Raw genomic sequence first — 13,472 nt, 5'->3', positions numbered from 1 at the left:
ATTACTCCTATTTTCATATTACCGATGATTCTACCAATGTTAGAGAGCGAAATCGAAGCTAAATCGAAGAGAATCGCGAAAGAGTGATTAATTTCATTGTTTCAGTTTTCCTAAAATTGGCGATTTGTGGTATAGTTCTACACCTTTGAATCCGTAGTATGAGGGACAGTGGCTCCATGAGCGACATTGCCAGAGAAATCACACCAGTTAATATCGAAGAAGAGCTGAAAAGCTCATATTTGGATTATGCGATGTCCGTTATTGTAGGACGCGCATTACCCGATGTTCGAGACGGACTGAAGCCAGTACACCGCCGAGTGCTATTTGCGATGAATGTACTGGGAAACGATTGGAATAAACCTTATAAAAAATCAGCCCGTGTTGTTGGGGATGTAATCGGTAAATATCACCCGCACGGTGACATTGCTGTCTATGAAACGATTGTTCGTTTAGCACAGCCTTTTTCTATGCGCTACATGTTGGTTGACGGTCAGGGTAACTTCGGGTCAGTTGATGGTGACTCCGCGGCGGCTATGCGTTATACCGAAGTTCGTATGGCGAAGATCGCCCATGAACTGCTGGCGGATTTGGAAAAAGAGACGGTCGACTTTGTTCCTAACTATGATGGAACAGAAAATATACCGGCTGTTATGCCAACCCGTATTCCAAACTTGTTAGTTAATGGCTCTTCAGGTATTGCCGTTGGGATGGCAACGAATATCCCTCCGCATAACCTCGGTGAAGTTATCGACGGTTGTCTTGCCTATGTTGATAATGAAGACATCACCATAGAAGAATTAATGGAATATATTACTGGGCCTGATTTTCCGACTGCTGCGATTATTAATGGTCGCAGAGGAATATTAGATGCTTATCGTACAGGGCGTGGAAAGATTTATATCCGTGCTCAGGCTGATATTGAAACTGATGAGAAAACAGGTCGCGAAACCATTATCGTGACAGAAATTCCTTATCAGGTGAATAAAGCCCGTTTAATTGAAAAAATTGCGGAGCTTGTAAAAGATAAACGTATTGAAGGTATCAGCGGATTACGTGACGAGTCTGATAAAGACGGTATGCGTATTGTTGTTGAGATCAAACGTGATGCAGTCGGTGAAGTAGTATTAAATCACCTCTTTTCACAAACTCAAATGCAAGTCTCTTTTGGTATTAATATGGTTGCGCTTCATCAAGGCCAACCAAAATTATTGAACCTAAAAGAAATTATCGCAGCCTTTATTCGCCATCGTCGTGAAGTGGTGACTCGTCGTACCATTTTTGAATTACGTAAAGCGCGTGATCGTGCTCATATCTTAGAAGCACTTGCGGTCGCTTTGGCCAATATCGATCCTGTTATTGAATTAATTCGTCAAGCACCAACCCCAGCAGAAGCGAAAGCGGCATTAATTGCCCAACCTTGGGATCTCGGTAGCGTGTCTGCGATGTTAGAGCGTGCTGGTGATAGCAATGTTGCTCGCCCTGAGTGGTTAGAGCCACAATTTGGTGTGCATGACGGTAAATACTATCTAACAGAACAACAAGCACAAGCCATTTTAGATCTGCGTTTGCAGAAACTGACCGGACTTGAGCATGAAAAACTGCTAGATGAATATCGTGAATTACTGCTACAAATTGCTGAGTTATTGCATATTTTGAGAAGCCCTGAGCGTTTAATGGACGTTATTCGTGAAGAGCTAACAGCAATTAAAACACAATATAACGATCCTCGTCGTACTGAAATCACGGAAAATACCGCTGATATTAATATCGAAGATCTGATTAATGAAGAAAATGTGGTTGTGACACTATCTCACCAAGGTTACGTTAAATATCAGCCATTGACTGATTATGAAGCGCAACGTCGTGGAGGAAAAGGTAAGTCAGCCGCAAGGATCAAAGAAGAAGACTTTATCGATCGCCTACTGGTGGCTAATACACACGATACTATTTTGTGTTTCTCAAGTCGTGGTCGCCTGTACTGGATGAAAGTTTATCAGTTACCAGAAGCGAGCCGCGGTGCTCGTGGTCGCCCAATTATCAATTTATTACCTCTAGAGCAAGATGAGCGGATCACCGCTATTCTTCCAGTAAGAGAGTATGAAGAAGGTAAATTTGTCTTTATGGCAACGGCGAGCGGTACGGTTAAAAAGACACCATTACAAGACTTCAGTCGTCCTCGTAGTGCCGGTATTATCGCGGTTAATTTAAATGATGGCGATGAGCTTATCGGTGTTGATTTAACCGACGGTAGTAATGAAGCCATGCTGTTCTCAGCAGATGGTAAAGTGGTTCGTTTCGCAGAAGAGTGTGTTCGCCCAATGGGTCGTACTGCGACAGGTGTTCGTGGTATGAAACTGGTTGATGATGATAAAGTGGTTTCACTGATCATTCCTCGTGGCGAAGGTGATATCTTAACAGTGACTGAAAACGGTTATGGTAAACGTACCGTTCAAAGTGAATATCCAACCAAAAATCGTGCAACACAAGGCGTTATCTCGATTAAAGTGAGTGAGCGTAATGGTAAAGTGGTAGGCGCTATTCAAGTTGAAGAAACTGACCAGATTATGATGATCACCAATGCCGGAACGTTAGTGCGTACCCGAGTATCAGAAGTCAGCATTGTGGGACGTAATACACAAGGTGTTACCTTGATCCGTACTACAGAAGACGAGCTAGTCGTTGGCTTACAACGTGTTGAAGATGAAGATGATGCATTAGATGATGATGAAGTTGATGAAATGATCAGCGACAATATCTCTGATGTTCCAGAGTCTGAACCAACAGATGATGCGGATAGTGAAGAAGAATAATAGCTATTTTTCAGTAACTTAAAGCAAAAAAAGCAGGCGGAATGCCTGCTTTTTTATATTATAAGCATTTATTAGTCAAAAAATTTTATCAGTCATCAGAAAAAATTATCCTGATGATAAAGATCATCTCATTCAGACCTAGAGTAACTTCTGTTAGAATGAGAAAGTTGATTATCTGTATTACCGATTAGGGTGGTTATTTGCGATATCTTTCGTCATTTAAAACGTCATTAAAAATTTCCCGCTACCTTTTTCGTGCACTGGGTATCATGTTGTGGGCAATGGGCGCATTATTAACCATGTTTTATCTCATCAACATCTTTAATGATACTAAATCAGATATCCGACAAGAATATAGTAATAACTATACCGATTTATTGGGCTTCTTTCGCCAAACCTCGAGTACTATCCGCGATTTGCAATATTTAGCAGAGCGGCATCAAGAGCAACTCAATTTAAACCCTAAGATGAATAATTCTTTTTTTTATGAAGGGCCTTTTTCACTTCATAAATTAAGTGAAAGTGCCGATTGTGAATTATTCAAAGGGCAAACAAACAATTATTTTCGATCATTTAATAGTATTCTATATTACTGGAAAGATAATACCCCTGCTTTACAAGGTATCAACCAAGTATTTATGGTTGGCTCTCATAGTATGTGTATGATTAATTTCCCATTGCGTGCATCACCTATTGATACTGAACTGTTGAAAAAAATGGTTTACGAAAATACACGTAATTACATTAATCAACGAGCTCAAGGGAAAGAGAGTAATCAATACTGGATAGTACCTGATGCCAAGGGGGATAGCGGTATCCTCTATGTCATGTCGCCAGTTTATGCGTCAGGGAAATTTATTGCACTCATTGGTATCGAAAGAGCGATCCGATTGGAGTATTTTTCACCTACGAAAGATCGCGTTATCTCTATTCATCTTTTAAACAATAAAAATAATCCAGTCTTAAGTTATCCTGAAGAGAATAATTATCGCAGTGTAAGGGATGTACCGGATGTTAGTGCTCCTTACTTTGGTTTTGATGATGATTTTAGTGATTTAGTTGCAAAACGTAAGCTACTTCCTTCTTCTTTTAGTGTGGTTTATTCACTACCATTAAAACAAATTTTAAATGAATTTAAGTTTACTATTTTTAATGCCATTATTTTAAATATCATTTCGGCGATTGTTATCTTTATTTTCGTTTGGATTTTTGAGCGAAAAATATTTTCACCTGCAGAAAATAATGCTTCACGCTTAGAGGAGCATGAGCAGTTTAATCATAAAATAGTCGCGTCAGCCCCTGTAGGAATAAGTATCTTAAGAATACGCGATGGCATGATTATTTTAAGTAATGAGCTCGCCCATAATTATTTTCGCTTATTAAGCCATAGTGATAAACAAAATATTCTCTCTATTATTGCTGAAAAAAGTAGCAATATAGTGGATGTGGTCACTAATAATCATAATCATTTGCAAATTAGTTTTGTGAATTCACGTTATCAGAATGAAGATGTGGCGATTTGCGTATTAGTAGATATCAGCGCTCGTGTTAAAATGGAACGCTCTCTACAAAATATGGCAACGGCCGCAGAACAAGCAAACCAAGCTAAATCAATGTTCTTAGCGACAGTCAGCCATGAGCTGCGTACACCACTGTATGGCATTATTGGTAACTTAGAATTATTACAATCATTGACGCAAAATGAAGAGACTGCCAGATTATTAAAAACAATGGATAACTCTTCATCGCTGCTACTCAAAATTATCAGCGATATCCTCGATTTCTCGAAGATAGAATCGAAACAATTAAAAATTGACGTTAAGCCATTCAATTGTCGCCAAGTTGTCTCTTTTGTTATCTCTAACTATTTGCCGTTAATTGCTAAAAAAGATTTAGCTATTTACTGCTTTATTGAGCCGGATGTACCTAAAATCGTTAATAACGATCCGGTTCGTGTCCAACAAGTTATCTCTAATCTACTAAATAATAGTATTAAATTTACTACGACAGGGTGTATTACTTTGCACCTGTATCGAGATGAATATTATCTCTATTTCGATATTCATGATACCGGCAGAGGGATAAATGAAAAAATGCTTCATCAGCTTTTTGAACCCTTCTTTCAGGTCTCGCAAAATACAGAAAGTGCTTCAGAAGGTACAGGATTAGGATTAGCAATTTGTGAAAAACTGATTAACTTGATGGATGGTGATATCAGTGTTGTTTCTCAAGAAAATGTGGGTAGCCGTTTTACTGTGCGGATCCCTTTATATGGCGCACTAAATTCGAGTGATGGACAAACCAAATATAATCTCTATAAAGAGAGTACTATTCGCTGCTTTATCAGTATTAAAAATCTCTATCTAGAAAGCTTTATTGAACGATATTTAAGTTATGTGGGCTTACATTGTCAATTATTCACGGAAGTGACTCAGGTATCTGAGAATGATTTTATTATCACCGATCATGATGAATGTTTAGATAACTCTTGCCAATTTATCCGTATTTATGAACACTATTTTGAGCCAGCAAAGAAAATCTCTGAGAATAATTGGTTATGCAGTACATATAAATTAAATGAATTAATTAAGATTATCCTACAATTACCACAAACAAAATTAGAGTCTGATGACTCAGAAAATAACGCGTTAATGACGGATCACGATCTACAATTATTGACAGTGCTCATTGTTGATGATCACCCTATCAATCGTTTATTGTTGACCGATCAACTGAAAAAAATTGGTTTTAATACCGCAACGGCAGAAGATGGCTGTGATGCTTTAGCCTTTATGCAAGAAAATCATGTCGATATTATTTTAACCGATGTCAATATGCCAAATATGAATGGCTATCAATTAGCGACAACAGTGCGTGAATTGAGTCGCACTATTCCTATTATTGGCGTTACAGCAAATGCAATTGCCGAAGAAAAACAACGTTGTATTGATGCGGGAATGAATGATTGTGTTTCCAAGCCAGTCTCCCTTACTGTATTAAAAGACGTATTACTCACCTATGTGGCATAATCCAACGGTTAATCTCGGAAAAGCGAGGTTTTTTCATGGTAGATCTGATTGAAAAATTTCGATATTACAGTGATAAATATTGTTGCTAGGTTGCCCAGTTAAGGATGATAGGGGAAGAGGGGAAAACATTTTTTTGTTGCCAACGATGTGATGGCGGATAAAAAGTAATAAAAAAGCAGAGAAGCTCCCACAATGGGTATGAGCTTCCTGATTTTATCTATACAGCATAGAGAAGAAAAGTTAACGGGTTAGCTTTCTCCGTTAATTTCCTTATCAATAGTGACTGATGATAGGTAGTTAAGCAGAGCGATATCATTGTCGACACCGAGCTTCATCATGGCTGATTTTTTCTGACTACTGATAGTCTTGATACTACGATTGAGTTTTTTAGCAATCTCAGTGACAAGGAAACCTTCGGCAAATAAGCGCAACACTTCACTTTCTTTGGGAGATAAGCGTTTATCACCATAACCATTGGCATTCACTTTTTCTAACAGTTTAGCCACGCTTTCAGGCATAAATTTCTTGCCTTTTTGCAATGCTGCAAGTGCTTTAGGTAGATCAGCAGGCGCACCTTGTTTTAATACAATACCTTCGATTTCAAGGTCAAGAACAGCACTTAAGATAGCTGGGTTATTGTTCATAGTGAGTACAATAATAGACAAATTAGGATAATGTCTTTTGATGTACTTTATCAACGTAATACCATCACCATATTTATCACCAGGCATAGATAGGTCGGTGATAAGAGCATCTGCATTTAATTTAGATAAGTTATTGATAAGTGAAGTGGAATCTTCAAATTCACCAACAACATTAACCCATTCAATTTGTTCTAAAGATTTACGAATGCCGAATAAAACAATTGGATGATCATCGGCAATAATAATATTAAGGTTATTCATGTTTAATTGTTACCTTGCTACAGCAACTGTCGGATCCATTTATCCAGTTGATTGATACGTTCTTTTATCTCTAATTCATTATGATTTTTTATGTCATCTTCTAAATATTCGCAGTTCTCTCTGAGATATTCTAAATCTAACATAGCAAAAACCCCTTTCAGACGATGAGCTGTCTGAGCTAGAGAATGAAAGTCTTTATTAGTTGCTTCTAAGTGTAGTTTTTCAACATCAATGGGAACAGTATTGATAAATAGTTCCTTATAATCACTATCATTCAACTTCTTCCTATAATTATTAAGAATTACTTCGTGATGATCAAGGTTATTATTCTCATTACGAATACTCGTTTGAGTTGTTTCGAGAGAAAGTTGTTCATTTTCTTCAATCAAATAAGTAATAGCCTCAATTAATGGATCACCGAAGTTATAGTTACACTTTATTAAATTTCTTGCTATTTTTTCAAATCCGGTAATAGAGCTAACTAATAATACTGTTGCTGATTCAGGATTATTATCCGGAGTGTCTCTAAGTATGATATCGTATTCTGAGTAAAGATTCTCTTTATTTTTATCAAAGTATGTAGCGCCATATTTATCAAGCTGTTGGCAGATTATTTTTTCTATTTCAGGGTTTTTTATGGCGAGTTTTGCAGTTATACCCTCTAATAATATGTCAAAAGAGCGCTCTTCTGTATCTATATGCTGGTATGGAAGTACGATACGGAAATGAGAGCCAATACTTTCTTGGCTTGTAATGGTCAAAGTGCCTTGTATTTTGTTACACAACAAATGACATAAATAAAAAATAATACCCGAGTTGGAATAATATTTATCACCCATAGCTTGACCTAAAAATGGATATTTAATATTAGCCAGATCTTGAGCTGTTAACCCACTGCCACTATCAATAATATCAATTACTATTTCTTCTTTATCATTATTTTTTTCTAAATTTAGATTGACGGTTATTTTTCCATAATTAGTCGTACTAATGGCATAATTAATCAATGATAAAATAATCTTACTTAATGCTGGGCCATCATTAAATAAAAGTAAACTAGGTTTAATATTATTATGGAAATAAAGTGTTAATCCCTTTCTTATCATAAATGGTGATGCGGTTATTAGAATAGATTCAACTAGCGTTGAAAGTTCAAATTCATCTTGATGTATTTTCCATTCTTGATTTTCTAACTTATTAATTAGCGTAATGTTTTCTATCCACTCAGAAATATAATTCGTTTTTTCTAATAGCAGACTCAGTAATTGTTGGTGAGTATCGTTAGGAAGTAGATCTTTAAATTGATATACCATCTCATTAATATCTTTAATTGGTCGTATGAGTTCTAACGACATATTGGATAAGATCTTGCGGCGTGCAATCGTGTTTTTTTCATATTCTTGTTGTGCTAGCTGCAATTTCTTATTGATTAATGCTTCGTTGTCTTTATTCAGAAAAATGAATAGAGCAGTATTATCGATATTGCTGTTGCTACTGGTGCGGATCTCATAAATTTCGTTATCAATGGCCGTTTGGATTAAACCATTATGTTCAATCGCCATCTGGCGGATCTTAGATAAATCGATATGAGGTAATAGTTTCTCTGCGTGGCTATTACTAATAATTTTGTGGTTTGATGAAAAATTATACACCAATAGACCAATAGGAAGATTAGAAATGATATCGTTAGTCATCTCTTCTTTGATGCGAAGATTACGCGTCATCGAAATATAAGGGAATACATATTTATTACGAATATAGATATGACCAAACACTGAAATCGAGATAAAAATGAGTAGGCTGATAAGTAACCAGATATTTTTATACACAATCTCATTGAAAATCGATTTTAGTGGATACTCATAAGATAAAGAGTAGGGTATTCCTGCGATGGGCTGTGAGAAGATGAGTGAAGTCCCATCCGTTGATACCTCAATATTGTTTTTATCATAAACACTCTGCTGTCCTGTGGGTAATAATCTTAAATATTGAGGTGATAGCTCAGCAGGTAGAAAATTATTTATGGGTAAATCAAAGGCAATAACACTGGTCAGTTGCCCTGGCACATTAAACATGGTGCGATAGGTATAGTAATAAATATTTTCTGTCGGCATTTTCCTAATGGGAGAAAGGCTCTCTTTTTCATCTAATGCCGTTGATTGCATTAATAGCTCAGAACGTTTGTTTTCAGCCGTTAGTGTTAAATAGCTTTCTTTATAGCGCAATTCTGGTTTTAGTATTGAGTGGGTAGTAATAAGGATAAGATCATTGCCTTTACCATTAAGATAATAGAGAGAGCTATAGTTATTACGTACCCCCCAAATAATTTCTAACGCGTTTGCAAAATAACCGGCTAACTGAAAGGTTTGTTCATTCGATTTACCAAAAACAATTGCGTCAACGGTCTGATCGCGTCCTTCAAGCCAATAAACATCAGAGCGTAGTTTGACCGGATTGATTTTTAAAGGCAGAAAGAGGGTTGGATCATTAATTTTGTTTGATAACTGGAATAGTTGGTTAGCGTGATAGCGGTAATCTTCAACTTGAGATGCAAACTTATTAGTCGTGTTGTTAATGGCATTTTTTTTACTTTCTAGCCAAGTATCAAAATAGCTATAAGCATATAGAAAAAGGGATATGGCCATAAACAGAAGAAACAGAGCATATAAGCGAGTTAATGTATTTGGCTTTAATTGGGTCAGTGTACGCATTCAGTTTGCGAGCCTTTAAGAAATGAAGTCAATAAAAAAGAAAAAATTGGCTAAACAACCATCAGTATTAAGTCATTATATTAACAGGTTATTACTTTAAAAGGGATATTCGGGTGAAGTTTGAGCAAATAAACAAAAAAAGTCATTTTTTTTACGCTGAATGCTAGACAGCAAGCTCAGAGATAGGCATAATTTCGCGCTATGGAAGGATGGCCGAGTGGCTGAAGGCAGCGGTCTTGAAAACCGCCGATGGGAAACCATCCTAGAGTTCGAATCTCTATCCTTCCGCCAGAATTCGCCGGCTTAGCTCAGTTGGTAGAGCAACTGACTTGTAATCAGTAGGTCACCAGTTCGACTCCGGTAGCCGGCACCATATAAGAGCCCGTTATCTCGTAAGAGATAGCGGGTTTTTTCTTATCTTTTTCTCGCCTTTATTCATCGCTTTTATCTGTAAAGCACCATTATCACAAAGCAAAAACTCACAAAATTTAACCACTAAATTAATAAGTTATCGTTTTTTAGGCAAAATTCGACTGAAGTTTAAGCAAACAAATAAAAAAAACATTTTTTTTATCATCAGGACTAGACAGCAAGCTCAGAGATAGGCATAATTGCGCGCCATGGAAGGATGGCCGAGTGGCTGAAGGCAGCGGTCTTGAAAACCGCCGATGGGAAACCATCCTAGAGTTCGAATCTCTATCCTTCCGCCAGAATTCGCCGGCTTAGCTCAGTTGGTAGAGCAACTGACTTGTAATCAGTAGGTCACCAGTTCGACTCCGGTAGCCGGCACCATATAAGAACCCGTTATCTCGAAAGAGGTAACGGGTTTTTTCTTATCTCCACTTGTTGGGATAATGATGATCTTAGGATAATTTTCCTTGATTGACTTATAGATAAAACTGCTATACAACTAAATAAGTTAATAAGGAAATATTGTGAATACAAGACCTCGCTCATTAAGATCAATTCAAAATTGGTGGCGCTTTATTTAAGCGGCACCTAGTCCTATTTATCTTTTATTTATATAAATAACACTATTGCCGCCAGAGCGCGGTGATGTTGTTTATGGCATTTCTCTGGCGGTATTTATCCCAACTAAGGAAATGCAATGAACAAATATCTCACTGAAAATAAATCGATAGTTTTAACAGGGGATCGGATCACTGGACCTTTACATCTTGGTCATTATATTGGCTCTCTTCAGCAACGTGTCGAATTTCAGAATAAAGCGACACAATATATCTTAATGGCTGATATGCAAGGGTTAACCGATAATGGCTCAACACCTGAAAAGGTCAGTAAATTTCTTTTTGATGTGGTGGCTGATTATTTAGCTGTTGGTATTGATCCGAAACTTTCCACATTATGCTTACAATCCGCACTACCGGCTTTATCAGAACTGACTATGCTGTATTTAAATATTGTCACAGTATCTCGCTTAGAGCGTAATCCAACAGTAAAACATGAGATTTTGCAAAAAAATCTTTCTCGTTCATTGCCGGCGGGATTTTTAACCTATCCTGTCAGTCAAGCAGCGGATATTACTGCATTTAGTGCAGATATTGTGCCCGCAGGAGAAGATCAATTGCCTATGATTGAGCAAACCAATGAAATCGTCACCAAAATAAATAGCTTAATAGGACAACCCGTATTGACAAGCTGTAAGGTCGTAGTAGGGCAAGTCGGTCGTTTACCTGGTACAGATGGTAGTGGGAAAATGTCTAAATCCTTAGGTAATACGATTAATTTATCATCCACAGCCGATGAAATTAAAAAAGCGGTTTATTCGATGTATACCGATCCGCAACATATTGATGTTGCATCACCAGGTCATATTGAAGGTAATGTGGTGTTCACCTATTTAGATGCTTTTTGCCAAGATAAAGCCACGGTGACAGCAATGAAGGCTCATTACCAAAGAGGAGGACTTGGTGATATGAAATGCAAAGCTATGCTTAATGATATCTTACAAGAGCTTCTGCAACCAATACGTGAAAAAAGAGCGCAACTTATTAATGATAAAGCTTATTTATTACAAGTGATCAAAGAAGGGAGCGATAAAGCGAAAGAAGTGACTCAACAAAAGCTTGATGAAGTAAAACGTGGTCTAGGATTATTGATCTTGTGAGCTATTGTATTTAAAAAAGCTAACATTAGGCTTAACGGTGAATATCAGTAAGCCTAGTGTTAGCACTATTCACTTTTTCATTCACTTTTCCTAAAGCGATCACCAGCCCATCACCGACCAATTAAAAACACGCCCTAAGATTTTTACTTCTTCTAAGGTTGATTCTTCATCAGGATAATCAATCGTATTATAGCTACGAATAATGATTTTATTATTGGGTAAGCGGTGCAAGATTTTAACTCTTAACAAGTCACCTTGCTGAATAGCGTAAATACCACCATCAATAATCTTAGTATGACCTGTACTGATGGTTACAATAGAGCTGTCAGGAATAACCGGTGACATACTGTCGCCATGCACTTTAAAAGCAACAGCATCACTTGGCTGTACACCATATTGATTAAATGTAGAACGAGAGAATCTCAATAATTCCACCTTTTGATTATCAGTGGTACAACTGCCAAAACCTGCGGCCAATTCAATTGTTGAATAAAATGGGATCTCCACTTCATCTCGCTCTATAGGAGTACTATTATCCCAATCATTAACAGGCATTATTTCATTAACTGAAATGCCATCATTTTTCTTGGCGCCTCTGCCATATTCTAACCATTCAGCTCGAACATCTAGCCACTGACTTAAGGCTAAAATATTCGTTGAGTCAGGAACGGATTCACCATTTAACCATTTCCAGACCGCGGGCGCACTGACTTTTATTCCTTGTTTAGCCAATGCCTCTGTAATTCTTTTACCTAACCCTCTACCCGCAATCCCGGAGTCTAGGCAGGCTTCTTGTAGTCTTTTTGTGAATGCTAACTTATAGTTATTTTTAACCACTAGTTAATTTCCTTTTCTATCTTGACGTGACTTTGGTTACATACTAGCATTAACTAACAGTTAATAAAAGTATGTTAAACATGATTTGTTAACTAAATTAACCATAACGGATAGGTTGAGTATAAAATAGCATTGAGTGCATCAATACGCTAATGGTGATTTAAGCAGGCATGTAAGTGCCCCTAGCTTGTTGTGGGATATGGATAAGCAAATAAGTCGTGACAGTAAATCAAAGGGAATATTGTATGAGATTAGCTGACTTACCTAAGTATTTTTCTCCAAAAAGTGTTGTATTAAGTGATGTTAGAACGCCTGAAGCTGTTGATTCATTATCCATTACGGATGTAATGGCTTCAATAAGCTTAGCGACACGTAAAGGGCGAATGGGAATAGAGCTATTTTTAGCGAAACACCACATTAACCGTCCCGAAGAAGCGATAGAAAGCCTGTATCAATGTGCATTAACTCAAGTTAACCAATATAAGATGATTGATAAGTTAGCTGAACATGATAAAGCTAAAGTTTTACATATTATCGCTGAATATGCTTTTCAGGATTATGCCAGAAGTGCAGCCAGCAAGAGAGCATGTCCTGATTGTGATGATGGCTTTATCGAAGTTGAAGTTTTTACCACCAAATGCCATGGTCGAAAAACAACCCAGCAGGTTACTCAAAATGCCAAACCTCATCTAAAAACAACCTCATCAAATAAACCTTCTTTTCGAGAGGTAAGGGAAGTAACACGCGTTATTTGCCCTACATGCAAAGGTAAAGCGGAAATTCGTTTAGCATGCCGTTGCCATGGACGTGGAAAAATTATTGATAAAAAACAGACTGAATTACAAGGAGTTGCCGTATTTAAACCTTGTCGCCAATGTGCTGGACGCGGTTATCCTCGCCTTAAGTTCAGCGAAGTCTTACAACAATTGCAACATGTGGTGAGTATTTCAAAAACGGCTGCTTATAGTCATTATAAACCGCTATTCGATTTTTTAGTGGCGGAATGCTTTAAAGAAGAGTCTTTATCAGATAAATTTCTACAAGAAGTTACT

At 37.3% G+C, this 13,472-nt stretch carries 7 protein-coding genes and 4 tRNA genes; 8 read left to right on the top strand and 3 right to left on the bottom strand.

The genetic code is table 11. The features are described from left to right. The first annotated feature begins 176 nt into the window (after window positions 1–176). A complete protein-coding gene (gyrA, locus tag AACU98_RS11315) occupies window positions 177–2,810 on the top strand; it encodes a DNA topoisomerase (ATP-hydrolyzing) subunit A (RefSeq protein ID WP_036971114.1) in 2,634 nt (877 codons plus the stop codon). A gap of 200 nt (window positions 2,811–3,010) precedes the next feature. After that, on the top strand, window positions 3,011–5,839 hold the full coding sequence (rcsC, locus tag AACU98_RS11310) for a two-component system sensor histidine kinase RcsC (RefSeq protein ID WP_072271810.1): 2,829 nt from the start codon (window positions 3,011–3,013) through the stop codon (window positions 5,837–5,839). Between the two features lie 248 nt (window positions 5,840–6,087). On the opposite strand, the gene rcsB is transcribed toward rcsC, so the two are convergent. Then, on the bottom strand, window positions 6,088–6,744 hold the full coding sequence (gene rcsB / locus AACU98_RS11305; RefSeq protein WP_004243646.1) for a response regulator transcription factor RcsB: 657 nt from the start codon (window positions 6,742–6,744) through the stop codon (window positions 6,088–6,090). Between the two features lie 17 nt (window positions 6,745–6,761). Then, window positions 6,762–9,455: a phosphotransferase RcsD gene (gene rcsD / locus AACU98_RS11300; RefSeq protein WP_004243645.1), complete on the bottom strand. Its 2,694-nt coding sequence runs from the start codon at window positions 9,453–9,455 to the stop codon at window positions 6,762–6,764. Window positions 9,456–9,658: 203 nt separating this feature from the next. Here rcsD and AACU98_RS11295 point away from each other — a divergent pair. From AACU98_RS11295 to trpS, 5 genes are all read left to right on the top strand, one after another. Continuing rightward, window positions 9,659–9,746, top strand: a tRNA-Ser gene (locus AACU98_RS11295). A 6-nt stretch (window positions 9,747–9,752) separates the two neighbouring features. Beyond that, a tRNA-Thr gene (locus AACU98_RS11290) sits at window positions 9,753–9,828 on the top strand. Window positions 9,829–10,077: 249 nt separating this feature from the next. Continuing rightward, a tRNA-Ser gene (locus tag AACU98_RS11285) sits at window positions 10,078–10,165 on the top strand. Between the two features lie 6 nt (window positions 10,166–10,171). After that, window positions 10,172–10,247: transfer RNA gene (locus AACU98_RS11280), tRNA-Thr, on the top strand. Between the two features lie 316 nt (window positions 10,248–10,563). Continuing rightward, window positions 10,564–11,583 (top strand): tryptophan--tRNA ligase, encoded by a 1,020-nt coding sequence (gene trpS, locus AACU98_RS11275; protein WP_004243643.1) that lies wholly within the window; start codon window positions 10,564–10,566, stop codon window positions 11,581–11,583. A gap of 99 nt (window positions 11,584–11,682) precedes the next feature. On the opposite strand, the gene AACU98_RS11270 is transcribed toward trpS, so the two are convergent. After that, the gene (locus AACU98_RS11270) at window positions 11,683–12,420 is read right to left on the bottom strand and encodes a LexA family transcriptional regulator (RefSeq protein WP_004243642.1); all 738 of its coding nucleotides are present in this window, start codon (window positions 12,418–12,420) and stop codon (window positions 11,683–11,685) included. Between the two features lie 245 nt (window positions 12,421–12,665). Here AACU98_RS11270 and AACU98_RS11265 point away from each other — a divergent pair. Next, a partial coding sequence (locus AACU98_RS11265; protein ID WP_161735907.1) for an antitermination protein Q occupies window positions 12,666–13,472 on the top strand: 807 nt, incomplete at its 3' end.

It is taken from the genome of Proteus sp. G4380, from assembly GCF_963885725.1.
In the GTDB taxonomy this organism is placed as follows: Bacteria; Pseudomonadota; Gammaproteobacteria; order Enterobacterales; family Enterobacteriaceae; genus Proteus; species Proteus mirabilis.
The sequence above is the reverse complement of the archived record's forward strand: the minus strand, read 5'-3'. Positions and strand labels throughout refer to the sequence as shown.